This window comes from Arthrobacter sp. 3Tela_A, assembly GCF_049311025.1.
GTDB lineage: Bacteria > Actinomycetota > Actinomycetes > Actinomycetales > Micrococcaceae > Arthrobacter_B.
This window is the reverse complement of the sequence record NZ_JAXIOM010000001.1, coordinates 89,377-114,370: the sequence shown is the minus strand read 5'-3', so window position 1 is coordinate 114,370 and position 24,994 is coordinate 89,377. Positions and strand designations below refer to the sequence as shown.

At 66.4% G+C, this 24,994-nt stretch carries 27 protein-coding genes and 7 tRNA genes; 25 read left to right on the top strand and 9 right to left on the bottom strand.

Going from position 1 to position 24,994, the window contains the following annotated elements:
* The first annotated feature begins 122 nt into the window (after window positions 1–122).
* The gene (locus TVC13_RS00565) at window positions 123–1,118 is read left to right on the top strand and encodes a hypothetical protein (protein ID WP_422399296.1); all 996 of its coding nucleotides are present in this window, start codon (window positions 123–125) and stop codon (window positions 1,116–1,118) included.
* 94 nt (window positions 1,119–1,212) lie between these two features.
* Here the strand turns inward: TVC13_RS00565 and TVC13_RS00560 are convergent.
* Window positions 1,213–1,284 (bottom strand) — tRNA-Val (locus TVC13_RS00560).
* A gap of 176 nt (window positions 1,285–1,460) precedes the next feature.
* On the opposite strand from TVC13_RS00560, the gene TVC13_RS00555 reads away from it, so the two are divergent.
* From TVC13_RS00555 to TVC13_RS00525, 7 genes are all read left to right on the top strand, one after another.
* A tRNA-Gly gene (locus TVC13_RS00555) sits at window positions 1,461–1,534 on the top strand.
* Window positions 1,535–1,573: 39 nt separating this feature from the next.
* Window positions 1,574–1,647, top strand: a tRNA-Cys gene (locus tag TVC13_RS00550).
* A gap of 26 nt (window positions 1,648–1,673) precedes the next feature.
* Window positions 1,674–1,745: transfer RNA gene (locus TVC13_RS00545), tRNA-Val, on the top strand.
* Between the two features lie 46 nt (window positions 1,746–1,791).
* Window positions 1,792–1,865, top strand: a tRNA-Gly gene (locus TVC13_RS00540).
* A gap of 48 nt (window positions 1,866–1,913) precedes the next feature.
* Window positions 1,914–1,985, top strand: a tRNA-Val gene (locus tag TVC13_RS00535).
* Between the two features lie 25 nt (window positions 1,986–2,010).
* A tRNA-Gly gene (locus tag TVC13_RS00530) sits at window positions 2,011–2,084 on the top strand.
* 174 nt (window positions 2,085–2,258) lie between these two features.
* Window positions 2,259–2,516: an antitoxin gene (locus TVC13_RS00525; RefSeq protein ID WP_422399295.1), complete on the top strand. Its 258-nt coding sequence runs from the start codon at window positions 2,259–2,261 to the stop codon at window positions 2,514–2,516.
* Between the two features lie 86 nt (window positions 2,517–2,602).
* Here TVC13_RS00525 and zapE read toward each other — a convergent pair whose 3' ends face one another.
* Window positions 2,603–3,658: a cell division protein ZapE gene (zapE, locus tag TVC13_RS00520; protein WP_422399294.1), complete on the bottom strand. Its 1,056-nt coding sequence runs from the start codon at window positions 3,656–3,658 to the stop codon at window positions 2,603–2,605.
* Between the two features lie 144 nt (window positions 3,659–3,802).
* On the opposite strand from zapE, the gene TVC13_RS00515 reads away from it, so the two are divergent.
* From TVC13_RS00515 to ybaK, 3 genes are read left to right on the top strand one after another with little or no spacing between them, the layout of a single operon-like run.
* Complete coding sequence (locus tag TVC13_RS00515) at window positions 3,803–4,705, top strand: sulfurtransferase (protein WP_422399293.1); 903 nt, start codon at window positions 3,803–3,805, stop codon at window positions 4,703–4,705.
* A gap of 38 nt (window positions 4,706–4,743) precedes the next feature.
* Window positions 4,744–5,247: a SufE family protein gene (locus TVC13_RS00510; protein WP_422399292.1), complete on the top strand. Its 504-nt coding sequence runs from the start codon at window positions 4,744–4,746 to the stop codon at window positions 5,245–5,247.
* 3 nt (window positions 5,248–5,250) lie between these two features.
* Window positions 5,251–5,757, top strand: a complete 507-nt coding sequence (gene ybaK, locus TVC13_RS00505; protein ID WP_422399291.1) for a Cys-tRNA(Pro) deacylase — start codon at window positions 5,251–5,253, stop codon at window positions 5,755–5,757.
* Between the two features lie 9 nt (window positions 5,758–5,766).
* Here the strand turns inward: ybaK and TVC13_RS00500 are convergent, their stop codons facing one another.
* From TVC13_RS00500 to TVC13_RS00480, 5 genes are all read right to left on the bottom strand, one after another.
* On the bottom strand, window positions 5,767–6,255 hold the full coding sequence (locus TVC13_RS00500; protein ID WP_422399290.1) for an FBP domain-containing protein: 489 nt from the start codon (window positions 6,253–6,255) through the stop codon (window positions 5,767–5,769).
* 362 nt (window positions 6,256–6,617) lie between these two features.
* Window positions 6,618–8,246, bottom strand: coding sequence for a DUF222 domain-containing protein (locus TVC13_RS00495; RefSeq protein ID WP_422399289.1), 1,629 nt, complete (start codon window positions 8,244–8,246; stop codon window positions 6,618–6,620).
* Between the two features lie 649 nt (window positions 8,247–8,895).
* Window positions 8,896–9,531 carry a hypothetical protein gene (locus tag TVC13_RS00490; RefSeq protein ID WP_422399288.1) on the bottom strand — a complete coding sequence of 212 codons (636 nt, stop codon included), beginning with the start codon at window positions 9,529–9,531 and terminating at the stop codon, window positions 8,896–8,898.
* A 150-nt stretch (window positions 9,532–9,681) separates the two neighbouring features.
* The gene (locus tag TVC13_RS00485) at window positions 9,682–10,065 is read right to left on the bottom strand and encodes a DUF1304 domain-containing protein (protein WP_422399287.1); all 384 of its coding nucleotides are present in this window, start codon (window positions 10,063–10,065) and stop codon (window positions 9,682–9,684) included.
* A 119-nt stretch (window positions 10,066–10,184) separates the two neighbouring features.
* On the bottom strand, window positions 10,185–11,432 hold the full coding sequence (locus TVC13_RS00480) for an alpha/beta hydrolase family protein (protein ID WP_422399286.1): 1,248 nt from the start codon (window positions 11,430–11,432) through the stop codon (window positions 10,185–10,187).
* A gap of 94 nt (window positions 11,433–11,526) precedes the next feature.
* Here TVC13_RS00480 and TVC13_RS00475 point away from each other — a divergent pair, with 94 nt between their 5' ends.
* The 12 genes from TVC13_RS00475 (at window position 11,527) to TVC13_RS00420 (ending at window position 20,784) form a co-directional block, all read left to right on the top strand.
* Complete coding sequence (locus TVC13_RS00475) at window positions 11,527–12,018, top strand: hypothetical protein (RefSeq protein ID WP_422399285.1); 492 nt, start codon at window positions 11,527–11,529, stop codon at window positions 12,016–12,018.
* Between the two features lie 97 nt (window positions 12,019–12,115).
* Complete coding sequence (gene msrB, locus TVC13_RS00470) at window positions 12,116–12,556, top strand: peptide-methionine (R)-S-oxide reductase MsrB (RefSeq protein ID WP_422399284.1); 441 nt, start codon at window positions 12,116–12,118, stop codon at window positions 12,554–12,556.
* 145 nt (window positions 12,557–12,701) lie between these two features.
* Complete coding sequence (locus TVC13_RS00465) at window positions 12,702–13,025, top strand: hypothetical protein (protein WP_422399283.1); 324 nt, start codon at window positions 12,702–12,704, stop codon at window positions 13,023–13,025.
* A 49-nt stretch (window positions 13,026–13,074) separates the two neighbouring features.
* On the top strand, window positions 13,075–13,515 hold the full coding sequence (locus TVC13_RS00460) for a hypothetical protein (protein WP_422399282.1): 441 nt from the start codon (window positions 13,075–13,077) through the stop codon (window positions 13,513–13,515).
* Between the two features lie 11 nt (window positions 13,516–13,526).
* Window positions 13,527–14,534, top strand: a complete 1,008-nt coding sequence (locus TVC13_RS00455; protein WP_422399281.1) for a hypothetical protein — start codon at window positions 13,527–13,529, stop codon at window positions 14,532–14,534.
* Window positions 14,521–15,837, top strand: a complete 1,317-nt coding sequence (locus TVC13_RS00450; protein WP_422399280.1) for a V-type ATPase 116kDa subunit family protein — start codon at window positions 14,521–14,523, stop codon at window positions 15,835–15,837. Before TVC13_RS00455 ends, TVC13_RS00450 begins: the two co-directional genes overlap by 14 nt.
* Complete coding sequence (locus tag TVC13_RS00445; RefSeq protein WP_422399279.1) at window positions 15,834–16,286, top strand: ATP synthase subunit C; 453 nt, start codon at window positions 15,834–15,836, stop codon at window positions 16,284–16,286. Before TVC13_RS00450 ends, TVC13_RS00445 begins: the two co-directional genes overlap by 4 nt.
* On the top strand, window positions 16,283–16,513 hold the full coding sequence (locus tag TVC13_RS00440) for a hypothetical protein (protein WP_422399278.1): 231 nt from the start codon (window positions 16,283–16,285) through the stop codon (window positions 16,511–16,513). The genes TVC13_RS00445 and TVC13_RS00440 overlap by 4 nt, the downstream gene beginning before the upstream one ends.
* Complete coding sequence (locus TVC13_RS00435; RefSeq protein WP_422399277.1) at window positions 16,510–17,034, top strand: hypothetical protein; 525 nt, start codon at window positions 16,510–16,512, stop codon at window positions 17,032–17,034. Before TVC13_RS00440 ends, TVC13_RS00435 begins: the two co-directional genes overlap by 4 nt.
* A complete protein-coding gene (locus tag TVC13_RS00430; RefSeq protein ID WP_422399276.1) occupies window positions 17,022–18,800 on the top strand; it encodes a V-type ATP synthase subunit A in 1,779 nt (592 codons plus the stop codon). Before TVC13_RS00435 ends, TVC13_RS00430 begins: the two co-directional genes overlap by 13 nt.
* Window positions 18,797–20,200, top strand: a complete 1,404-nt coding sequence (locus tag TVC13_RS00425) for a V-type ATP synthase subunit B (RefSeq protein WP_422399275.1) — start codon at window positions 18,797–18,799, stop codon at window positions 20,198–20,200. The genes TVC13_RS00430 and TVC13_RS00425 overlap by 4 nt, the downstream gene beginning before the upstream one ends.
* Entirely contained in the window at window positions 20,197–20,784 is a 588-nt protein-coding gene (locus TVC13_RS00420; RefSeq protein WP_422399274.1) for a V-type ATP synthase subunit D, read from the top strand. The genes TVC13_RS00425 and TVC13_RS00420 overlap by 4 nt, the downstream gene beginning before the upstream one ends.
* Here TVC13_RS00420 and TVC13_RS00415 read toward each other — a convergent pair.
* Together TVC13_RS00415 and TVC13_RS00410 are read right to left on the bottom strand one after the other, a co-directional pair.
* Window positions 20,781–21,326, bottom strand: a complete 546-nt coding sequence (locus TVC13_RS00415; protein ID WP_422399273.1) for a GNAT family N-acetyltransferase — start codon at window positions 21,324–21,326, stop codon at window positions 20,781–20,783. The genes TVC13_RS00420 and TVC13_RS00415 overlap by 4 nt on opposite strands.
* A 28-nt stretch (window positions 21,327–21,354) precedes the next feature.
* Entirely contained in the window at window positions 21,355–22,506 is a 1,152-nt protein-coding gene (locus tag TVC13_RS00410; RefSeq protein ID WP_422399272.1) for an acetyl-CoA C-acetyltransferase, read from the bottom strand.
* A gap of 171 nt (window positions 22,507–22,677) precedes the next feature.
* Between TVC13_RS00410 and TVC13_RS00405 the strand changes: the two genes are divergently transcribed.
* Together TVC13_RS00405 and TVC13_RS00400 are read left to right on the top strand one after the other, a co-directional pair.
* Window positions 22,678–24,306, top strand: a complete 1,629-nt coding sequence (locus tag TVC13_RS00405; RefSeq protein WP_422399271.1) for a peptide chain release factor 3 — start codon at window positions 22,678–22,680, stop codon at window positions 24,304–24,306.
* A 70-nt stretch (window positions 24,307–24,376) separates the two neighbouring features.
* Entirely contained in the window at window positions 24,377–24,994 is a 618-nt protein-coding gene (locus tag TVC13_RS00400) for a TetR/AcrR family transcriptional regulator (protein ID WP_422399270.1), read from the top strand.

The following is a 24,994-nucleotide window of genomic DNA, read 5'->3' as shown; positions in this document are numbered from 1 at the left end:
GCATTCTTGCCCGTGTCCATAGACGCGGTCAACAACGCCATGCGATCATCTCGTCCATGGATGCGTGGCGTGACGGACCGGAGCACGCATCAGAATTCGCCCGCTCCGGCAGGCCACTGCAGATGCCGCCCGAACCCCCGTGGGACGACCCGCTGGCACCGGCCCTGGCTCTTATGCTCGCTATTCCGGCTCTACCTGGACACCTGCGGCAGGCACGCGCGGGCGCCCACCCGCTGCACACCACTCTTGAGTTCGGCAGCATCCACACCGTTGGCAGCCCCTTCGCCTCAGTTGCAACCAGACCCTACGGCCGACTGCCCCCCAGCGCCGGCGTAGCACTCCTGGACACCGCGGCACGCTTGTTCGGAACCAGGCTCGCAGCCATTCAGGACCCCGCCGCCAGCGTGGATCCTGCGGCGGCCGGACCAGTGACGCACCCTGCACGCCACGGACAGTCCCAAATGCGCATAGATGGCGTCGAGGTTGCCTGCATTTTTCTCCCCCACGGCGGCGTCTGGACTGCTCTGGCATATCTCCCGGCTGATGCTATCCCGTCCGCACCCGGATGGCCCGGCGCTCTGGTCACGGTCGCAGCACGCAGCATCCCGTTCCCTGATATCAATTTGGGCCATGTCACGGACCTGGAGCCATTCCGATCTCCGGCGAAAGACCACCGCACCTCAGCCCTGATGCCACCCCCTCCTCCGGCACCGCTCAACGAGATTGAGGAACTGATCCTTGCTGCCGTGCGTGAGAGTCCGATTACAGGACGGGGACCCGTGGAAGCACGCAACTGGATTATCGGCCTGCAGGCCCGCTGGCTGGCGGCAAACCAGACCCTAGTACGCTTCGGACGCCAGCCGGCAGCCAGTGCGGCGCGCACCCTCCTGGAACTGCTCGATCAGATGAAGACCCTGGCTTCCGCAGTTTCCTGGTGGCAGGAGGCAGGCCCGGATGCCGTAGCGGAAAGCACGCGCCACGCGGTATTTGGCAGCGACGTCGCGAGTCTGCAGGCACAGAGGCTGTGGGTCGCCACGCACGCAGACCCGGCAGTCAGGACGCAGTGGCTGGATGCGTGGGAGCGGTGGTACCGGCTTCGGCGCCGTCGCGCCCGGTAGCATCTGCCGCGTCGGGCGGTGCGGCCCCCGACAGGAGAGACCCCGTACATGCAAAGAGGCCCCTCGGGAGGGACCTCTTTGCGGACATAATCTGTGGGCGATACTGGGTTCGAACCAGTGACCTCTTCGGTGTGAACGAAGCGCGCTACCACTGCGCCAATCGCCCTTGCGGGAGTTGCCTTTGAACTGCTGCAACGTCTAAAGATGCTAGCCCACAATCGCCCCTCGTCAAAACCGGACACCGGCAACTCGCCGCAGGCAGCCCGATTGGACGAACTCCGATTCGTCCTATAGAGTTTTTCTTCGTTGGAAAGCGGCCGAACGCCGCATAAACGCCAACATGCGGACGTAGCTCAGCTGGCTAGAGCACCACCTTGCCAAGGTGGATGTCGCGGGTTCGAATCCCGTCGTCCGCTCGCAAGTCACTGTTTTTCCGGCCCTCAAAAGCTGGTCACGGTGGGGTGGCCGAGAGGCGAGGCAGCGGCCTGCAAAGCCGTATACGCGGGTTCGAATCCCGTCCCCACCTCCACGGTTACATGCAACACCCATTTATGGGCGCGATTGGCGCAGCGGTAGCGCGCTTCCCTGACACGGAAGAGGTCACTGGTTCGATCCCAGTATCGCGCACGAGGTTCAACACCTTGTGTCTCACACGAATGTTGGACATCCATTTGCGGACGTAGCTCAGCTGGCTAGAGCACCACCTTGCCAAGGTGGATGTCGCGGGTTCGAATCCCGTCGTCCGCTCTCCTGTACTGCAACGGCACCGGTTATCCTGAGCCAGGGCAGTATCAGGCGCGATTGGCGCAGCGGTAGCGCGCTTCCCTGACACGGAAGAGGTCACTGGTTCGATCCCAGTATCGCGCACGGACAACCCTGGTTGTCTTGTTTTGCGGACGTAGCTCAGCTGGCTAGAGCACCACCTTGCCAAGGTGGATGTCGCGGGTTCGAATCCCGTCGTCCGCTCGGATAAAAAAATACACGCAGAAGGAGCAGGCCAATACGGCCTGCTCCTTCTGCCTTAACCGCCCTCTGGCTGCTATCCCGCGTCGCTGGCCTGGCCTTGGCGATGTCCGTCAGTCGGCTTACTATTGGACGGAACGGGAAACGTCTGGTTTCCCCAGTGGAAGGAGGTGATCCGTGTCTGCATTTGACGAGCTCAAGGGCAAGGCCGGACTGCTGAAGGATAAGGCTGCCGAGTTTGTTGGGGAGAACTCCGACAAGGTCAAGGGCGGCATCGATAAGGCAGGGGACTTCGTCGATCAGAAAACCGGCGGAAAGTATTCTGACAAGATCGACGGTATCCAGGGCAAGGCCTCCGAAGCGGTAGATAATCTCGACCGCAAGCAGGGTCCCGACACTGGAAACCCGCCCGGACAGACTCCTCCGGCCGTCTAAAAGGCCCGAGCACGGCAAAAAGGCCCTGGTTCCGCTTGAGCGGGACCAGGGCCTTCGTCGTATTTGCCGGTTTCCTGCCGGAGAATCTAGGAGGCTTCTCCGGTCTGGCCTTCACGGGCCAGCGCGGTGAGGCGGGAAACGGCACGGAAGTACTTCTTCATGTACCCGCCGGCCATCATTTCCTTGGTGAAGAGCTGGTCGAACGGCACGCCGCTGGCAAGGATCGGAACGTCCTTGTCATAGAGGCGGTCAGCGAGGACCACAAAGCGCAGAGCCACGGACTGCTCCGAGATGGTGTGCACGTTGTGCCAGGCCACGGCGTCGATTCCGTCGATCAGCTGGCGGTAGCGGCTTGGGTGCACGTTGGCCAGGTGGTTGACCAGATCCGCGAAGTCGTCTTCCGCAACGGTCTTGCCGTTGAACTCTGCCGCAATCCGCTCCGCCATGCCGGCGTCGTCCAGCGGCGGCGGGGACTCCGGCAGGCCGCGGTGGCGGTAATCCTCGCCGTCGATCCGTACGACGTCGAACTGGTCCGCCAGAACCTGAATTTCGCGCTGGAAGTCCACGGCCGCAAAGCGGCCTTCGCCCAGGGAACCGGGCAGGGTGTTGGACGTCGCCGCCAGCTTGACGCCGGCGTCGGACAGTTCCCGCATGAGCCGGGACATCAGCACCGTGTCTCCGGGATCATCGAGCTCGAATTCATCGATGCAGACCAGTTTGTAGGCCGAGAGCGCTTCAACCGTCTTGCGGAAGGACAGGGCGCCCACGAGGTTCGTGTACTCCACGAAGGTGCCAAAGGCCTTGGGCCCCTCGACCGCGTGGAAAAGCGAGGCAAGGAGGTGGGTCTTCCCGACGCCGAATCCGCCGTCGAGGTAGAAACCGGCCTTCGTCTCGGGCTTCTTGGCGCCGAACAGCTTGCGGAAGCCACTGGGAGCGGGAGCGTCCACACTCTGCGCGAAGGCACGCATCGCTGCGACGGCCTCCGCCTGGGAAGGCTGCGACGGGTCGGGAATGTAACTGTCGAAAGAGACTTCACCGAACCTGGGCGAGGGGAAGAAGCCCTGAAGGAGTTCGTCCGTGGAAACCTGGGGAGTCCGCTTAGTCAGCTGCTCCACTTGTCCTGCTGCGCCCAAACCATCCATCCGATTCTGCTAGGGGTACCGGCATTTGCTGCCGTAGCAACGATACGCCACTGCAGACGGTGAGCAGTCCTCAAGGAAGTTTTGGGACGTGCACATCGTTAGGCTTGGTAGTAAACCCGCCGTCTTACCTAAAGGGGAACACCCATGCCGCTGCCTGCAGATCCGAATCCGAAGTTCGCCGACTACGCCCATCCGGAAAAGCTCGTGTCCACCGACTGGCTGGCCGGGCACCTGGATTCCCCGGACCTGGTGGTGCTGGAGTCCAACGAGGACATCCTGCTCTACGACACCGGCCACATCCCCGGTGCCCGCAAGATCGACTGGCACACGGACCTGAACGACGCCGATACCCGGGACTTCGTTGACGGCGCTGCTTTCGCGAAGCTGATGGGCGAGAAGGGCGTCAGCCGCGACTCCACCGTGGTGATCTACGGAGACAAGAGCAACTGGTGGGCCGCCTACGCCCTGTGGGTGTTCACGCTCTTCGGCCATGAAGACGTGCGGCTGCTCGACGGCGGCCGGGACAAGTGGATTGCCGAAGGCCGCGAAATGACCACCGAGAAACCGCAGGTCACCGCAACTGACTACCCCGTCGTCGAACGCCGGGACGAGCCGGTGCGCGCCTACCTCACCGACGTGCTGGGACACCTGGGCAACGGGCCGCTGATCGATGTCCGCTCCCCCGCCGAATACACCGGCGAACGCACCCACATGCCCGACTACATGGACGAAGGCGCCATGAAGGGCGGCCACATCCCGACTGCTGTGTCCGTTCCCTGGGGCAAGGCAGCTGCAGAAGACGGCACCTTCCGCAGCCGCACCGAACTGGATGCGCTATACGGCGAAGCCGGCCTCAAGGCGGGCGACGACGTCGTTGCCTACTGTCGGATTGGCGAACGTTCCAGCCATACTTGGTTTGTGCTTAAGCACCTGCTCGGCTTCGAATCAGTCCGCAATTACGACGGGTCATGGACCGAATGGGGCAACGCGGTGCGCGTGCCGATCGTCCGGGGCGCTGAGCCCGGTGCCGCCCCTGCTTCGCACTAGAGACCTGCCAGCAATCCACAACCGAAAGTACTTGGTTTATGAGCACCCCCATTCCCTCCTCAGCTGATCCGGCCGTACCGGAGCAGCTGCAGGAGATCGTTGACGACTTCCAGGCCATGACCGAGGCGGAGCGGCTTGAACTGCTGCTTGAGTTTTCCCGGTCACTGCCGGAGCTGCCTTCCCGTCTGGCAGACCATCCGGAAATGCTGGAGCAGGTAGTTGAATGCCAGTCCCCGCTGTTTCTGACGGTTGAGGTGGGCGACTCTCCGGAGCATCCGGTGGAGCTGTTCTTCTCCGCTCCCCCGGAAGCGCCGACCACGCGAGGCTTTGCCAGTGTGCTGCATGAAGGCCTGAACGGACTGTCTGCCGCCGAGATCCTGGCGGTTCCGGCTGATGTTCCGGACCGGCTTGGACTGACCCGGGCCATCACTCCACTGCGGATGCGCGGAATGTCGGCCATGCTGGGCCGCATCAAGCGGAAGGTCGCCGAGCAGGTTGCTGCCGGTTCCGCTGACGCGTCCGCCGCAGGACTGGCGAGGTAGGCCATGGCCGGCAGCAGCAGGAAAGGCGGGCACGGAGCGACGCCGGCCACCCAGGCACTGGATGCTGCCGGCGTCGCCTACCGGACCCTGAGCTACCACCACGACGCGTCCACTCCGTCCTACGGGCTGGAGGCGGCCGAGAAGCTCGGCGTCGCTCCGGAAGCGGTCTTCAAGACACTCATGGTTTCGCTGGGGAACCGCCTTGCGGTAGCTATGGTTCCGGTGGAAGCCATGCTCGATCTGAAGAAGGTCGCCTCCATGCTCGGCGTGCGGAAAGTTTCCCTTGCCGACAAGGCCGAGGCCGAGCGCCGCACCGGATACGTGGTGGGCGGCATCTCCCCGCTGGGGCAGCGGCACCACTCCCCTGCCGTGATCGACTCAAGTGCCGAAGCTCTCGACATGATCTACGTTTCCGGCGGCCGTCGGGGTTTTGAGATTGAACTCTCTCCCTTCGACCTCATCCGCCTCACCGAAGCGCAGACCGGTGCGATTGCGGTCTACAAGAACTAGTCGCTTGCGCTAGGAACGAACCTTTTGGATGAACTGCTCGGTGCGTTCGAGCAGCTTACGGATCCGTTCGGCCTTGACCAGTTCAGGGTCCGGGTGAATCGGCGTCGGGAGAACCTCTGCCCGTACGTTCCGTGAGCAGCTGAACGCGCTGTGGATGAGGGTTCCCACCGAGTTGCCGTTCTTTCCGGCAGCGCCTGCCTTCGGAGCGACGAAGAGGTAGACGTCGTCGTTGTCTTCGAGATCCTCGCAGAGGGCGCACATCGCTTTCCGGCCTGCTGAGACCAGATCGGGTGCGCGGAGCAGGATGGTTGTGGGCTTTCCGGCGGACTCGGTAACCAGGTAGGCGCGCTGCGGCATCTTGTGGTCCCGCCAGCCGTACTGGTCAATGTTCTCCCAGTCGATCTCGTCAAAGTCCGCGGGGAAGTTCACGGCGGCTGTCTGGGACTTGCTGGCGTTGATGAAGGACTTCCGGATGGCAGCTTGGGTTAGGGCTTTCATGTTCAGGCTTTCGTTTCGGGTGGCTCGTTTGAGCACTGGTGCAGGCGGATTGGCTTGTGGCTGGCTGCCGTGAGTGGCTCGAGCGGGACCGGCTGGCATAACAGAGCCGGGTAGCGCTGGGCGAGCTGGTTAGGGTCCGTATGGGCTGCGGCACGCCGTCCGTGGCAGGCCCCCATCGTGGGCGGGCGCACGACAGCTGCTAAGGCCAAACCTGCGTCTTCATTGGGCGGATGCTACAAGCGTGCCGCACAGCAGGGCCTGCGGCCCACCAGCCCTTCCGCTGCGCTTGCGCAGCCGGGTACCGAAACGATCATGCGAAAAAGCGTAACAGGTCTGCATTGTCCAAATGGCCGCCGGGTCCCCTACGGCCGGGTTCCCTTTATCCCAGTTTCCTGAAGCCGAGCTCCCGGCAGCGGCGGAGCCGTGGAGGTGTAAGTGTGGCCGGTTGGTGTGGTGATCCGGACCTTGTGCCGGCTGACGGGGTCGGTACGGGGTGTGGGCCTGGCTACGGTTGGTCGGGCCGGTGTCGGGGTCGATGCCGAACCATTGCCCGGAGGCGTGGTCCTGATGGTGGTGGCGTTCCAGCCGGGTGCTTCTTTGGCGTGGTTGCAGGCTTCGCAGAGTCCCTGTCCGTTGGTGTAGCTGGTGGGTCCGCCTTCCGCGTGGGGCTGGATGTGGTCGATGTGCCGGATCGGTGCGTCGCACCAGGGTGTGCGGCAGGTTTGGTCCCGGGTGCGGATCATCCGTGCCAGGCCTGCAGGGAAGGTTCGGGCCTTGGATTCCATGGCGGTCAGTTCCCCGGACACCGGGTCCAGGTACAGGCGTCGTAGGCTGACCAAGGACAGTTCTGCCGGTGGAGCTACCAGGCCGGCGGGTTCCGGATCTGGGAACCGTGCATTGTCTGTCGGCGGTTCGCTGGATGCCGCTGCACCAGGCGGCGGTTCGGTGAACAACCCTGCGCCGGATGGGGACTGGCGGCCTGCGGGAGGCGGTGGAGCCGCCCGGCGGTCACCGGCACCCAGCGCGGAGCGGATCAGTTCCCGCGCCCAAGCGCCGGGGACGATCCCGTAGCCAGGGAAGTACGCCGGCTTATCTGATTGTGCTGCCGTTCGTGCCGCTGGCATCCCCGGGACACCATCCTGATCACCCCAGCCCTGATCGCCCCAGCCCCGAGCGATCCGCCCCCGAGGGGCCACAACGCCGGCGAGGAGGGTCCGGTCGGTGATCACCAGCTGCACCTCAACCGGAATCCGGTCCGCTGCCGTCTGGCCGGTGACGCGTTCAACCAGGGTGTCGGCCATGATCTGGCCCCGCCCGCGTTCGTCCCCGGCAGCCCGCAGGGAATCCGCTGCCCGGGACAATGCCGCATACACGGCAACACCCTGCGCGACCGGGAGCAGACCGGTCAGGTAGGACATCGTGTCCGGTGCCGGACGGCAGGAGACATACCGCTCCGATACTGCTTTGGCGTTGCGCCGGACCTGGGACGCCGGATCAATGGTCTGGGTGATCGAACGGATCCGGGCAATGAGTTTCCGGTCGCCGAGTCCTTCCAGGCTGGACGGGTCAGCGCAGATCAGCTCATCGACCCGGTGCCGGTCCTCCAGATCCAGGCATGCTGTTTCCCGGACTATGAGGGTTGCCCGCCATTCGCTGAGCACCCCGGAAGACAGTGCCGCCAGGGTGTGGGGCATTTCGTGGACCAGGGCCTTTCCGAATCCCAGATGCCGGCTGCCCCGGTGCGGTGAGTCCCTGCGGGCCAGGGCAACCTGAGCGCCGATACCGCGGCCGAGATGCTCAGCCGGAACACCGGCACGGGACTGAGCCCGTCGCTGGGAGGCATCAAACACCGCCGCAGCACGGGCCTGCACCGCCGCAGCAGCAGACTTCAACTCCTCCAACACCCGCATCAAATCAATGAGCTTCGAGTCTGTGGTCTCAGAAGGATCGGCATCTGCGAGCGCCGCGGCAAAGGAACGAACGGTGTCCACGCAAACCGCCCCTGGGTGGGTAACTCCCGGGTCTGGGGACTCTCCGAGAGAAGGCATGCCGGGCTCGCCGTGTATCCACTCGAGTTGTTGCTGATTGGCCTGGCCCCACACAGGTTGGTTCCACACAGGTTGGTTCCGCACATCTTGGTTCCTTGCAAGGCCCGCAGTGTCTTCGGCGACCTTGAACCGACCCAGTATGTCCCACACATTTCCGCCCGCCTCAATCCCGCTGACCACACTTTGGCAGCCACCTCCACGGCCAGTGCCAGCGATGTGGGGAATTACGCCGATTAATTCGAACATGTGTTCGAGTCTATGTTTCAATTCACCTCACGGAAAGGCCAAAGCTACGGGTTCAGATACCCGCTTCGGTAACCCCGCAACGCTCAGTTCTCCGGCATACTCACGGCCGCAGCAAGGTCACGAGTCCCTGACGAAACTGGGGATATCCCGTCCCCTGCACGCCACGGCCCAAGCCTGTGCAGGACAGGTTGCGATAGTCCTGTCCTCCCGCCGCATCGCTGAGCCTTTCCGCTCCTTGTAACCCGCCTTCCCGGGCGGCATAGGGGCCCGATCCCACGAGCTCAGGCCCCACGCCGTATGGCAGCACCATCCCGCCATCCCGCCCAGCGGTCTGGGCAACCCACTCTCAGACCGAAGCCACAAGATGCTTAGCTTCCCTCCACACACGCCGAGCCGCAGTAAACGCCGCGACAGCCATAAGGCCAAGCACTGGAAGGACCACCCATCCAACGTCCAGGAACGTACTCACCACATACACAGCGAGTGCCATCACACCAGTCGCCACAGTCAGAGTGTCCCGGGTACGCACAGCCAGAGCGAGCAGGGATGTTCCGTACACACCGCTGAACGTTGCGCTGCCCAGCGGCAGCGCCAGGAACAAGGCAGCAAAGCCAAGGAGTACGAGCGCACCGCGCTGGCGGCGCACGTTCAGGCGGCTCTCCGTCCGAGCGACAAAGAAGTATGCGCCGAAGATCAGAAGAGCGGGCAGCAGCAGGATGATGCCAAGCGAATACAGCTCCCCTGGCAGGATCCCGGAGAGCTCGACCGGTTCCCAGGGAGGACTGAATCCACCATGCCCGCTGAGTTCATTCAGCAGCGCCAGCACGGCCCCGGCACCGACTGCACGCATAAGCCAGGCGCCGGCGGCAGCATCGGCGGTCTTCCCGGCCACCGGGCCCGCTTCAGCTTCCGCGCCCGACGCACTGTTCACCCCGGCAACCGTCGCTGATGGGCGCATCGCTCCGCCAGGCGTCTCATTCACGGCTCTCCCCCCACCAGTCAGTTCCACAAAACACCAAACATGCGAATGCAGGCGCACCAGGCCGCAATCTAGCACGGGCCGGCAGCTGGCCCGACGGCGGCGCGAACGGACATTGCCAGCACCTGTACGAAGATACGGCTGACAGGACCCTCAGAGTCCAGCGATAAGGAACACCAGGGCCAGAAGCGCGGGAACAGCCTGAATCAGGGCGGGACGGAGCATACGGGAGTCCTTTAACAGCAGCACCACTCCGGCGAGCATCATCGAGGCGGCAGCAAACCCCACCAGGGAAGCACCAACGGCCACATTCCCCATACCCAGCAGCAGCACGCCAAGGACTGCACCCACCGCAAGGAAGAGGTTGTAGAAACCCTGGTTGTAGGCGAGCGCCTGGGTGTGTGCCGCCTGCTCCCCGTTCGGGATCTGGAACAGTGCCATGGTCGCGGGTGCCGTCCAGCGGATGGACTCAAGCACAAAGATGTACACATGGATTGCAGCAGCAATGAGAGCGAAGACCGATGCAGCTACGAGCATGGTTCCTCCTTGCGGTACCGGAACACGCGGCTTCTCCCATGCTCGCACCCGGCCGCGCGCCTCACAATGAGCCGTCACAAGGAGCCGCCGGAAACCCGGCGGAACGGAAAGGACGGGAATTACCGGTGCTCAGCCGGACGGCGGGTACGCCCCAGAGCGGTCTGCAGCCATCCAGTGACCGTCTCCTCCCACCGTGCAGGATCCACGTTGTATTCGCGGGTGTGCCCGCCCTGCGGGAAGCGGGCAAAGGTCACCAGGTCCGGGTTCTTCTCCGCCAGGTCCGCTGACGGCCCCACCGGAACAAACTCATCCCGCTCACTGTGCACGATCAGCACCGGAGTCCGGATCTCCTCCGCACGGGAAACCCAGTCCATGCTCCGCAGATCCAGCGGCGCGGCAAGCCCGGTCAGTGTGCGCCCGGCCGTATTGGAGATCAGCCACTGGCCCAGCCGGCCAACCTGTGCGGGAATCCGGTTCAGCCGGGCATGGTGGGCCAGGACCTCCACCCAGTTCACCACCGGACCGTCCAGCACCAGTGCGCGGATATGCCGCTTCAGCGGGGAAAGGTCGGCGGTCTGCAGTGCAATGGCACCGCCCATGGACCAGCCGAAGAGCACGACGTCGCGTGCCCCGTTCTCCAGCGCGTAGCGGATGGCGGCTTCGACGTCGCGCCATTCCGTGAGCCCCAGGCCGTACCGGCCGTCCGAGGCATAGGGGGCTTCGCCGTCGTTGCGGTAGGAAATCAGGAGGCTGGTCATCCCCGCGCTCCGGGCAGCTCCCAGACCGCGGATCGTTTCCGTGCGCTGGGCGCCGCGGCCGTGGACCATAATGGCCCAGGTCCCCGTGTCATCCAGCGAGCGCACCAGCCAGGCAGGAGCCTTGCCGTTCTCGACGTCGATCTCCACGTCCTCCTGCGGGAAGCCCGCAGCCGAGGGCGACGGGTGTGTGGCGCCTGACCACCAGCCCCGCACTGCGGTGGCGATATCACCGGAGTGGACCTGTTCGACGTCGCGCTGCACCGTACCTTCACGCGGAACGTAGGAACGGATTTCGCCGATCCGGGCGTGCCCGGCGCCGCGGTCCCAGTACAACCCGTACGTACCGGGTGCAGTGGTGTCCTCGTTCGCGGGCAGGATAACCTGCAGGCCGTCCGGGGAGTCGATGACGGCGAGGATCTCAAGGTTCTCATCCCGCTCCTTGCGCGGAGTGACGACCTGCCGCGCGAAGTAGACGGCAAGGCCCGACGTCGCCGCCAGGACCGCGGTCGAGGCCGCAACACCCATCCCCGCACCGAAGGCAGTCCATTTGACCCATGGCGCAGTCAGCCCGGAGGCGGATTCGGTGACATCGGATGCGATAAGAACCATGTCTTTATTGTTACCGACTTTCCTCCCGTGCCGGTAAACGCCGGATCAGGACATTGCGGCTGGCACCGGCACGCACAAAAGCTAGGCTGGCGGGATGAACCCAACGATTCTTGTGCTTACCGAAGAAACGCTGAACGAGGCCGACACCCGCAACCTGGGCTATCTGGCGGAGGACAACCCGGTGCGGTTCGACGTCCTGGTACCGGCCGATCCGGGGCGGAACATGCTCGTGGACGTGCTGGATAACCTGAGCCTGCTGGATTTCGCGGCCGCCTACCGCAACATTGCCGGCCCGCATCTGAGCCGGAAGCAGGAGGTCAAGGCCGCTGAACAGGAGCTCGCGGAGTCGCTGGATCTGCTGCGCGGACTGGGTTTCGACGCCGAAGGCCGGGTCACCGGCGAGAACCCGGTTGAAGCGGTGGTTGAGGAAGCCAGGCGGGTCCAGGCCCAGCAGGTGGTGGTAATCACCACTCCGCACGCGGTGGAAGACACCTTCGGTACGGACTGGGCCAACGAGGCCCAGGACCGGCTGGGCGTCCCGGTGCTGCACCTCTACTCCGGATCCACGTTCATTGGGGACTCGTAGCAGGCTTTTCAGTCCGCAAAAGGAATACGGGGGCGGGACTTATTCGCCGGCTCCGGACGTTGTGGCGAACATGAGCAATATGAACAGTGAGGCGGCAATGAACAGCACCAATGACACCGGCACGCAGTTCCCGGTCCAGAAGTCCGACGACGAGTGGCGCCGGGAGCTGACACCGGAGGAGTACCAGGTACTCCGGAAGGCGGGAACGGAGCGCCCCTACACCGGAGAGTACTGGGACACGAAGACCGAAGGCGTGTATGCCTGCCGGGCCTGCGGAGCGGAGCTATTTACCAGCAGCGAGAAGTTCGACTCGCACTGCGGCTGGCCTTCCTTCTTCGCGCCGCTGGCCGAAGGCAAGGTGCGCTACCTGCATGACCGCAGCATGGGCATGGACCGCATTGAAGTCCGCTGCGCGAACTGCGACTCCCACATGGGACACCTGTTCGAAGGCGAGGGCTTCGACACCCCCACTGATCAGAGGTACTGCATCAACTCGGTTTCCATCAAGCTGGTCCCCAAGTCCGCTGACGGGAACTAACTCCGCACAGGGACAGTTGCCGCCCGGCCATTGTGCCCCCCGGTAGCCCGCCGTACGCTCGAATAACGGGTCAAACACGTTTTCGGCCCAGCGTCCGGCGGGCTTTTCCATGCCCCCGCGCTGGACTGGACAGCCAGGAGCTGCAATGGGAACAGACCAGTATCACGAGCCGCCGTCGGAGCTGTCGGCCGAAACACGGACATTCGCGAGGATGTGCGCCAGCCTGAGCGAAGAAGCCGAAGCGATCGGCTGGTACGTGCAGCGCATCTCCGTAGAGCCGGACGAAGCTTCCCGGGCGATCATGCAGGACTCCCTCGGCGAGGAGTTCAAGCACTTCTCGATGGAACTTGAGTTCCTGCTCCGCAAAACCCCCGAATGGCGCGAAATGGCCAGGGGCATCCTCTTTACCGACGGTGACATCGTCGCCCACGGCGAAGCCTCAGAGGCAGCGGCGACGGACAACGACTAGGTCCCAGCGCAGCAGCTTCTGGCTGCCGATCCCCGGAGGTGCATGAGCTTTGGCACGGCCAACCATTCTGGACCGGTTCCGTCCGGTCGGCGCACCAGGCCCCTCCGGGCCCGCGGGAGTCCCCTCGACGGACCAGGAAGGTCCCGACGCCGAGCTGCTCCCCGTCTTCGCGGCGCTCCAGCAGGACACCGACGAAGGGCGGGCCCAGGTCGAGGAGGCAGCTGCGCAGGCCCGGACGCTCCTGGCTGATGCGAGGCGGCAGGCCGACGCCGACGTGGCCCAGGCCCGGCTCGATGCAGGCTCTGTGCGTGCCCGGGCAGCCGAAGAAGTGACCCAGCAGGCCGCAGCCCGGGAGAAGGAACTGCTGGCGCAGGCGGGGAACCGTGCTGAACAGCTCAGCCAGGCAGCGCAGGAACGGCTTCCGGCACTTGCAGCGAAAATCGCCGGCTCAATTCCCCGGGACTACCTGGGCAGCGGGCAAACCCCGTGAGGTCGGACTGGGTGGCAGCAACCGTCCGTGCCAAGGCCATGGCCCGCAGGCGGGCCGGCGCCGGACTCTGCCGCGACGCCGCCGCACTGGGTTCCCTGTCCCAGGCCGTGGAGCTCTTCGAACAGACCGGCTACGGGCCGGAGCTGGTGGCGAACAGGAATACGGCCACCGGCCAGAACAGCGGCTCCGGGCCGGAGCTCGCCGCGGCCCAGCACGCAACGCGCCGCAGCGTGCTCTGGCAGCTGCGCGTCCTGGCCGGATGGCTGCCGGTCTCCGGTGCACGGATGGTCCGGGCCGCCGGGGCCGCATTCGAGCTGGCCAACATCACGGTGCTCTGCCGCCGGCTGCAGGAAGACGCCGCCGCAGAAGCCGGAACCCCGCTGCGCCGCAGCGCCGCCCTGCCTGAGTACTTTGAGCTGGGCGGGCTGGCCACCGCCTGGCCTCGGCTGTCCCGTGCCGGGAACATTCCCGAGCTGGTCGAGATGCTGCGCACCAGCCCCTGGGGAGACCCGGGCACCCCGGAGGACCTGGCGGACACCCTAAGCGTGGTCTGGATGCGCCGGCTGGCCGCAGCAGCACCCCAGACCCGCAGCTGGATGGTGGCTGGTGCAGCGCTGCTGGCGGCGCGCCGGGTGCTCGTCCGTCCCGGCACGGAGAACGATCCCGGGGCAGCAAACCGCCGCGAACCGGACAACCGGCTCAACACCCTGCTGCAGCCGATGATCGGCGGCACCTGGGCCGACGCGCAGGACCTTGCCTCCTTCCGGGCAGCGCTTCCGGCAGCAGCGGCGCCGGTGCTCGACGGCGTCGGGGAGCCCGGGGATCTCTGGCGGGCCGAAGCTGCGCTGCGGGCACGGGTCGAGGAAGATGCGTTCCGGCTGCTGCGCTCGGGACTGCCCGGACCGGATGTCGCCGTCGGCGCCGTCACCGTACTCGCCGTGGACGCCTGGCGCGTCCGCGCTGCCCTGGCCGCAGCTGCATCCGGCGGCGGAAGCGAGGTGCTTGATGCAGTGGCGTGAGACCCTCAGCCCGATCCGGATGGACCGCGTCGCGGTCATCGCTCCGGCGGACCGCACACGTGAAGCGCTTGAAGAAGTGGCCCGCAGCGCCGCAGTCGAACTGGAGCTTCCCTACACGCCCGGCGACGGGCCGGAGGAGCTGGACCGGGCGGCCGAAGCAGCGGTGGAGAACGGCGCCGTCTCCGGCCTGGTGGGCTGGGCGCCGTCGCGCCGGGTCCCGGAGCTGCAGCAGGCCCTCAGGCCGCTGGGCGCCGGTCTGGTTCCCCTGAAGACACCCCGCGGAGTCCAGCCGCCCACCCTGCTGACGGGCAACGAACGCCGCACCCGGCAGGCGCCGAAACTCTCCCGCCTGCTAGTGGACACCTACACCACGGTCCCGTACGCGGACGTCGACCCGGCGCGGCTGGCAGGACTGGCGTACGTGGTGATGTTCGGCATGATGTTCGGCGACGCCGGGCAGGGCCTGCTGCTGGTGATCGCCGGGCTGATCGTCCGCTCCGGCCGGATCGCCAGGATCCGGCGCTTCCAGCGGACCTGGCTGTTCATCTTCGGCGCCGGACTGGCTGCGGTGTTCTTCGGCGTGCTGTACGGCGAGTTCTTCGGCCCGACACACGTCATACCGGTGCTCTGGCTGGAACCGGTGGAAAACCCGATACCCCTGCTCATCGCCGCCCTGATCTTCGGCGCCGTGCTGCTGGCCCTGGCGTTCACGGTCGGCACCATCAACCGGGTCCGGGAAGGAGGCTGGGGTTATGCCCTGTACGCCCGGACCGGTCTGGCCGGAGCCCTGCTCTTCCTCGCCGTCGGAATGCTGGCCGGCGGACTGGTTGCCGGCTGGACCCCCATGGTCGTCGCCGCGGCGGTGCTGGCAGCCCTGGCACTGGTGCTCATCTTCACCGGCCTGTTCGTTGAAGCCGGCGGAGGCGGCACCGGCACCATGCAGGCCTCCGTGGAGCTGGTGGACACGGTCATCCAGCTCGCCTCCAACCTGGTGTCCTTCACCCGTCTTGCGGCGTTTGGCCTCACCCACGCGGCCCTGATGTCCATTGTCTGGCAAGGAACCACCGCCCTGTGGCATCCGGACTGGAGGGCCGTACTTGCAGTGGTGGTGTTCCTGGTCGGCAACGCGGTCACGTTCGCGCTCGAAGGGCTGGTCGCAGCGATCCAGGCGCTGCGGCTGGAGTACTACGAGCTTTTCTCCCGCATCTTCACGGACGAAGGCCGTCCGTTCAAACCCTGGAGCCCCCAGCTGCCCGAATCCGCGGCATCCGGTCCGTCCACCACTGAAAGGCAAACGCCATGAACCCCTGGTTTGCCGGCATCCCCCTGGCACTGATCATTACAGTCCTGCTGGCCGGCGGAGCGCTCTGGCTGCTCCGGCGCCGGCGCGGAGCGGGCATAAAGGTGATGCTCGGCGTGAACGGCCTGATCATGGCCGGTGCACTGGCCCTGCTGGCTGCAGCTTTCGCCGCAGCCCCGGCCTCAGCTTCCGGCGGAGCCGCAGGGACCGCGGTCTCCATGGCCACTGACGGCAGTGACAGCTCCAGCGCAGCCCTGCTCGGCGCCGCGATCGCCGTCGCCGGTTCCTCGATCGGCGCAGCCATAGCCGTGGCGTACACCGGCTCCGCCGCGCTCGCGGCCATGAGTGAGCGCCCGGAGATCTTCGGCCGCGCCATGGTGGTGGTTGGCCTGGCTGAAGGCATCGCCATCTACGGGCTGATCATTTCCATCATCCTGATCGGCCAGGCATGAGCGCCCGAACGGTCGTCGCCGCCCTGGGCGCGCCGGGGATCCTGGCCGGTTACGAACTGGCCGGCGCCCGGCTGATCCCGGCGAAGTCGGACGAGGACGTGCGGCAGGCGTGGTCGCAGCTGCCGGAGGACACCGCCGTCGTCATCCTGACCGCCGACGCCGCTGCCGCCCTCGCAGGGCACCTGGACGATCCGACGGCTCCCCTGACCGTGGCGCTGCCCGCATGAGCAGCCTTCCACGCGCCGCCGCACCGGCCCTGGTGCCGATCCGCGAAGCCATTCACGCCGGCGCCGCCGCCCAGGCCAAAACCATCCTGGATACGGCCGAACGGCAGGCTGCGGAGATCCGTGAACGCGGGCGGGCCGAGGCTGAGCAGATCCGCAGCCGTGCAGAGGCCGACGGCCGGGAAGCGGCGCGGGCCGAAGCCGTGCTGCGCTCCGCCCGGGCACGGCGGGCCGCCGGCGGCACGGTCCTGGCCCGCGAAGAGGAACTGCGCGGACAGCTGCGCCGGCAGGTCCTGGCCGAGGCAGCGAAACTCCGCGCCGACCCGCGCTACCCGGCGCTGCTGGACGCCCTGCGGGACCAGGCCCGCAGACTGCTGGGACCGGACGCGCAGGTCCAGGAAGCGGCCGCCGGCGGCATCACCGCCAGCCGCGGCTCGCGCAGTGTGGACCTGTCCCTGCCAGCCCTCAGCAACGCAGCAATGGAACGCTATGCCGGGGAGGTGCGGGACCTGTGGCAGGAGTGAACACCGGGGGAATTCCCGGCGACCAGCAGCCGGTTGAAAACAGCGCGGGCAGGATCCGCCGGGTCAGCGGACCGCTGGTCGAGATCAGCGGTCTGCCGGACCTCTCCATGCTGGAAGTGGTGGCGCTCGGGCCGGACCGGATCTCAGCGGAAACAATCGCGGTCAACGGCAATGACGCCGTCCTGCAGGCCTACGAGTACACCGGCGGGCTGAAAGCCGGCGACGCCGCCGAAGGCACCGGACACCAGCTCTCCGCGCTGCTGGGTCCGCACCTGCTGGGACAGGTCTTTGACGGCCTGCTCCGGCCGCTGTCCTCTGCGCCCCTGTGGCTCAGCGCGGACCGGGAAGACGCCGCGGAGGACCCGCAGGTCCTGGACCGGCAGTGGAAGTTCGAGCCGCAGGCCTCCGTCGGGGACACCGTAAGTCAAGGGCAGGTGCTCGGCACCGTGCCCGAAGCAGGCAGTGTCCCCTTCCGGGTAACCGTGCCCCCGGGAGTCGAAGGCGAGCTCACCTGGCTGGGCAACGGAATGCTGCGCCCGCTGGAGCTCGCCGCGGTGGTTGGCGGCACTGAGATTCACCTGGCCCAGCGCTGGCCGGTCCACCGGCCCCGCCCGGTCGCTTCCCGGCTCTCCGACGCGGTGCCCATGCACACCGGGCAGCGGGTGCTGGATCTGATGTTCCCGCTTCCCCGCGGTGCCGCTGCGGCAGTTCCGGGCGGCTTCGGCACCGGCAAGACGCTGCTGCTGCAGCAGATCGCCAAATGGTCCGACGCCGATGTGATCGTGTACGTGGGCTGCGGCGAGCGCGGCAACGAGATGGCCGACGTCCTCGACGGGCTCAGCCAGCTGGAGGATCCACGCACAGGCGGTGCCCTGCTGGAGCGGACCGTGATCATCGCCAACACCTCCAACATGCCTATGATGGCGCGGGAAGCCAGCATCAACACCGGGGTCACCGTCGCGGAGTTCTTCCGGGACATGGGCTACCACGCCGTGGTGATCGCCGACTCCACCTCCCGCTGGGCCGAGGCGCTGCGGGAGTTCGCCAACCGCAACGGGGACCTGCCGGCTGAGGAGGGCTATCCGGCGTCGCTCGCCTCGGAGCTCGCCGCATTCTACGAACGTGCCTCCCTGGCCATCACGCTGGGAGGGGAAACGGCATCGGTCACGGTCATTGGCGCCGTCTCTCCCCCGGGAGGCGACATGAGCGAACCGGTAACCACCGGCACCCAGCGGTTTGTCCGCTCACTCTGGCAGCTGGACCGGGACCTGGCGTACTCGCGGCACTATCCGGCAGTGAGCTGGCGCGGATCCTTCTCCCGGGACGCCGATGCCCTGGGACGCTGGCACGCAGCCAACGGCGACCCGGACTGGGCCTCCCGCCGCGCCCGTGCCGGGCTGATCCTGGCCGAGGCCGACCGGCTCTCCGCCCTGGCCGAAATCATCGGAGCGAACTCGCTGCCCGGCCACGAGCAGGTGGTGCTGCTGGGCGGGCGGCTGCTGCGCGACGGCGTGCTGGTGCAGAACGCGCTCAGCGCCAATGATGGCTATTCCTCTGCCGCCAAGGGCGCCGCCCTGCTGCAGGCTGTGCTGGACACGATCGACACCTGCCAGGACCTGGTGGCCCACGGAGTGCCGCCGGCCGCCGTTGATTCGTACGACTTCTCCCCGCTGCTGCGCCTGCGCGAGTCCGCCGGACCCTCCGACGCCGAGGGCGTCACCGAACGCGCCGCGGCCTTCCTGGCCGGACTGAAGGAGCTGCAATGACCGTCCCCAACCGGAACCTGGTTTCCCACCGCGACGTGCGTGAACTGCGCGGGCCGCTCATGGTGGTCGGCGATGCCGACGGCGTGGGCTGGGACGAGTTTGCCGGCGTGGACGTGGACGGCGGGCCCGAGCGGCATGCCCTGGTGCTGGAGGTCAACGGCGACCTGGCACTGCTGCAGGTCCTGGAGGGCACGGAAGGCATGCGGCTGGGGGGGATCTCGGTGCGGTTCCAGGGCCGGCCGCTGCACATCCCGGTGGGCCCCGAGTGGCTGGGCCGGGTCTGCAACGGGCGCGGCGAACCGCTCGACGGCGGTCCGCCGATTACCGCTGACACGGTGGAACCTGTGAGCGGGTGGCCGCTGAACCCGGTCTACCGGATTCCGCCCAAGGAAGCGGTGATCACCGGCGTTTCCGCCATTGATGCCCTCACCACCCTGGTCCGGGGACAGAAACTGCCGATCTTCTCGGTGGCCGGGCTGCCGCACCTGACCCTCGCTACGCAGATCGCCGCCCAGTCCCGGACCGGCGGCAAAAACTTCCGGGTGGTCTTCGCGGCCATGGGCATGACCCACGCGGACATTTCCTACATCCGGGACCGGCTGGAGGAACGCTCCGGGGCCGGGGAGCTGGTGCTGCTGCTCAATGCCGCTGATGATCCGGTGATTGAGCGGATCCTGACCCCGCGGATCGCGCTGAGCATCGCCGAGCATCTGGCGTATGAGGAAGGCAGCGACGTGCTGGTGGTCATGAGCGACATGACCAGCTACGCCGAAGCCGTCCGGGAAGTCTCCGCCGCACGGAAGGAAATCCCGGCGCGGCGCGGCTATCCCGGATACCTCTACAGCGACCTGGCGACCCTGTACGAACGCTGCGGACGGGTCCAGGGGCGGGAGGGATCCGTGACGATCGTTCCGGTGCTGACCATGCCGTCCGGGGACATGACCCATCCGGTGCCGGACCTGACCGGCTACATCACCGAGGGGCAGATCGTGCTCTCCCCGGAGGTCAGCGCGCGGGACATCTATCCCCCCGTCGATGTGCTCTCCTCCCTGTCCCGGCTGATGCGCTCCGGAGCAGGCAAGGGCCGGACCCGGGAAGACCATCTGGATGTGGCGGCACAGGTTCTCGCGGCCATGGCCCGGGCCCGGCAGGCCTCAGAGCTGGCGGAACTGGTGGGCCAGGAAGCCCTGGGTGATGCAGACCGGGCCTACATCGAGTTCCGGGCCGTGGTGGAGCAGAAACTGCTGAACCAGGGAGTGGATGAATACCGGTCCCTGGAACAGACCCTGGGCCTGGCGTGGGAGGCCCTGGGTATGCTGCCGCGGCGTGAGCTGAGCATGCTTTCCCCCGAGCTGCTGGATAAGTACCTGCCGGGACCGATTGGCGGAGCCCGGCTGTGAGCGGCAGCGGCCGGGCAGCACGGGCTGAAACCGAACGGCGGCTTGAAACAGCGCGGCGCGGAGCGGAACTGCTGGACCGCAAGCAGCAGATCCTGCGCATCGCCATCGGCAACCGGGCCGAACAGTCCGAGGAGAGCCTCCGCCGGTTCCATGAAGCGGCCGCCCGGGCAGCTCTCTGGCTGGGACGCTCACTCGCACTGGACGGGCTGGGCCGGATCAGGGAATCCGTTCCGGACACCCTCGCGGAAGCGGATATCCGCTGGGGCGGAGCGATGGGCATCTCCTTCCCGGAAGACGCCGCGGTGAACCTGCCTGGGCAGACGCCGTCCGCGGGTTCCTCGGCCCTGCTCTACGCCGCAGCCGCGCACCGGGAGGCGCTCGCCGCCGCCGTTGTCCATGCCGCAGACGCGCGGGCACTGCTGCTGGTCAGCCGGGAGCTTGCCGCGACCCGGACCCGGCAGCGCGCCGTCGAGCACCGCTGGATTCCCAAGCTGGAGGCGGAGCTGGGCCGGATCCAGCGCAGCCTCGCCGAACAGGAACTGGAGGAGAGCCTGCGCCTGCGCTGGGCTGCGGGAGCGGTCTAGGCGGAAACGTCCTCCCAGTCGAACGGCGTGATCTCCTGGTTGACCCAGTCCTGCCGCAGGATGGCGTAGGCAACCGATGCCAGCCGGGTGCCGTCCGCGGTGGGCCAGCCCTGGCGGTAATGCGCTTCCTTCAGGAACCCGGAACGCAGGAACGTCTTTCGCATCGCAATGTTGTCCTCGCGTGTCTGACCTTCGAACCGGACAATCTCCGGGAAACGGTCAAAGACCAGGGCACACAGCGCTGTCAGCACCGGCACCCCCAGCCTGCGGCCGCGAAACTCTTCCGCCAGCCGCAGGTCAAACATTGGGGTGTCTTCCTCCAGGTCATCCAGGACCACCAGACCGATCCGCTCCGCGCCGTCCTGGATCCAGAACCCAATGGACTCCTCACTCCAGAAACGGCCTCCATCCACGAGTTTGCGGGCGGACTCCGCCGAATGCTCCGGCCGAACATGGAAGGGAAAGCGGTTCGAGGTGAGGAACTGCACTACAGCCTGGGACTCGGAGGCGGACTCCACCAGGGGCACAAAACTAATAGCCATGTCCGGAGTCTAGGGAAAGCTGCAGCGTTCAGCCGAGCCGCTCGATGATTGTGACGTTGGCCTGGCCGCCGCCCTCACACATGGTCTGCAGGCCGAACCGGCCGCCGGTGCGTTCTAGCTCGTGCAGCAAAGTGGTCATCAGGCGGGCACCGGTGGCGCCGATGGGATGGCCCAGCGAGATGCCGCCGCCGTTGACGTTGACCCGGGACATGTCCGCCTCAAGCTCACGCTGCCAGGCCAGGACCACGGACGCGAAAGCCTCGTTGATCTCCACCAGGTCCATCTGGTCCAGGGACATCCCGGTGCGCTTAAGCGCGTGCCGGGTCGCTTCGATGGGGGCACTGAGCATCATAACCGGGTCGTCCCCGCGCGCCGAAATGTGGTGGATCCGTGCCCGGGGTACCAGGCCGTACCGGCGGACGGCGTCCTCGGATGCCAGCAGCAGGACGGCAGCGGCGTCGGAAATCTGCGACGACGTCGAGGCGGTGAGCTTCCCGCCCTCGCTCAGCGGCGCCAGGGACTCAATCTTCGCCCGGTTCGGAACGCGGGGCCCTTCGTCGGCAGCGAGTCCGGCCAGCGGCAGGATTTCGCGGTCAAAGCGTCCCTCGGCCTGGGCTGCGAGCGCCCGTTCATGGGAGCCGACGGCGAAGTCCTCCATCTCCGCGCGGCTCAGCCCCCAGCGGTCCACCATCATTTCCGCACCGATGAACTGTGAGATCGGCTGGGTTCCGTACCGGGCCTCCCAGCCGGCCGATCCGTCAAACGGGTTCTCGAACCCCAATTCCCGCGCAGCGGTGTTGGCGTAGGACAGCGGCACAGAGGACATGCTCTGCACCCCTCCGGCGATCACCAGATCCGCGGTTCCGCTCATCACCGCCTGCGCGGCATAGGAGATCGCCTGCTGCCCGGAGCCGCACTGGCGCTCAACGGTGGTTCCCGGAACCCGCTCGGAGAGTCCCGCTGCGAGCCACGCCGTGCGGGCTATGTCCATGGCCTGCGGGCCAACCTGGTCAATGGCGCCCAGGATCACCTCGTCGAACTCATCAGACCCGATGCCGGTTCGCCGGACCGTTTCGCCGATAACGGCCGCCGCCAGGTCTGCCGGATGCACGGCGCTCAGTCCGCCGCCGCGCCGTCCCACCGGAGTACGCAGCGCGTCGATAATGAATGCTTCAGCCATGGCCCGTCCCCTGCACCTTGATCCGCCTGTGTCCTGCACCACACTAAGCCAAAACACTGCCCGTCCGGGCTCCCTGCGGGCTCCGGGTAGAATGAAAACGCTGTGTTCGCAGCGAACCGGCTGCCATGCACCTGCAGCCCCACCCTCACACCCAAGTCTGAAAGCAGCGGAGTGTCCCAACAGGTTTCCACCACCGTCAGCGCCACCGCCTCCCGGGAAATCGTGAAGGAAGCCGCCCGCCGGCGCACCTTCGCAGTCATCTCCCACCCGGATGCCGGCAAGTCCACGCTGACCGAAGCGCTGGCCCTGCACGCCCGTGTCATCGGTACCGCAGGGGCGACCAACGGCAAGGACAACCGCCGCGAGACGGTGTCTGACTGGATGCAGATGGAGAAGGACCGCGGTATCTCCATCAGCTCCACCGCACTGCAGTTCGCGTACCGGGACACCGTCATCAACCTGCTGGACACCCCCGGCCACGCCGACTTCTCCGAGGACACCTACCGTGTCCTCGCCGCCGTCGACTGCGCCGTGATGCTGGTGGACGCAGCCAAGGGCCTTGAAACCCAGACCATGAAGCTCTTCGAAGTCTGCCGGTCCCGGAACCTGCCCATCATTACCGTGATCAACAAGTGGGACCGCCCCGGCCTGGACCCGCTGGCACTGATGGATGAAATCACCGAACGCACCGGACTGGCACCCATGCCGCTGACCTGGGCCGTGGGCATCGCCGGAGACTTCCGCGGCGTGTGGGACCGGACCAAGGACGAATACGTCCGCTTCACCCGGCAGAACTCCGGCGCGTCCCTGGCACTGGAAGAACACTTCAGCTCCCAGGACGCCGCCGCAGCTGAGGGCGATGTCTGGGACGAGTCTCTGGGCGAAGCGGAACTGGTGATCGACGGGCGTGAATTTGACCGCCAGGCCTTCCTGGACGCAAAAGCCACCCCGATCCTCTTCTCCTCGGCAGCCCTCAACTTCGGCGTCAAGCAAATCCTGGACACGCTGGTGGACCTGGCGCCCTCCGCTTCCCCGCGCGTGGACAACGACGGCGGGCAGCGGCCGGTGGACGCTCCGTTCTCCGGTTTTGTGTTCAAGGTCCAGGCCGGCATGAACAAGGCGCACCGCGACCACGTGGCCTTCATCCGCGTCTGCTCGGGCATCTTTGAACGCGGCATGGTTGTCACGCACTCCAATACCGGCAAGACCTTTGCCACCAAGTACGCCCAGCACCTGTTCGGCCGCGAGCGCGAGGTGATCGACCAGGCGTACCCGGGCGACGTCGTCGGGCTGGTCAACGCTTCGGCCCTGCGCGTCGGCGACAGCCTCTACGTGGAGGAGCCGGTCCAGTACCCGCCGATCCCGTTCTTCAGCCCCGAACACTTCCGGGTGGCCCGTTCCCAGGACCCCAGCCGGTACAAGCAGTTCCGCCGCGGCATCGACCAGCTCGAGCACGAGGGCATCATCCAGGTACTGCGCTCGGACCGCCGCGGAGACCAGGCCCCCGTGCTTGCCGCCGTCGGCCCCATGCAGTTCGAGGTGGTGGAGGACCGGATGAACCAGGACTTCAACGCCCCGATGCGCATGGAGCAGCTCTCCTACTCCATGGCCCGGCTCACCGACGCTTCGGCGGCGGAGATCCTCAGCAATGTTCACGGCGCCGAGGTCCTGCTGCGCACCGACGGCGCACATGTAGCCGTGTTCAACGACATCTGGGCACTGCGCCGGGTGGAGAAGAACCATCCGGAGGTTCCGCTGGCCGTCATCGGCACCGAGTCCCCGAACAGCCGCGGCTACTAGGAACGGATAGGGTCCGGACAAGTTTCGGCAGGACCTGTTGACCTTTACCTGCACGGCGTAGTTTTTACCCATGCAGGTAAAGCAGCCGTCCTTCACCGGAACCGCACGGCGCGCGCAGATCATCGACGCCACACTTGCGGTCATCGCCGAATCCGGCTTTGACCGCGCCTCCTTTGCCCGCATAGCGGAGCGCGCGCAGCTCTCCAGCACCCGGCTGATCTCCTATCACTTCGCCGGCAAGGCTGAACTCATCAGTGCCTGTGCCGCGCAGGTGATCGGCCGGATCGGAGAGTGGACCGGAGCAGCGGTCCATGCCGAGCGGACTGCTGCAGGCGCCCTGCATGCCTACATCACGGCGACGGTCGGTTTCATCGACCTCAACCGCGAGGCAATGACCGCGCTGACCCGAATAGTGCTCGCCGGGGCACTTGACTACACAACCGCTGACGACGCCGAAGCCGCCGCTCCGCTCGAAGGAATCCTCCGGAGCGGACAGGAGGCCGGCGAGTTCCGTTCCTTCGACCCGGCGGTGATGGCGCACGCCGTCCAGCGCAGCATCGACGGACTGCCGTTTGTACTTGAACGGGCGCCCGGGACGGACTGTGCCGCCTATGGACGCGAGCTCGCCGTGCTGTTCGAACTCGCTACCCGCGCGGGCACGCCGGACACCGCTTCACAGCAGCACTAA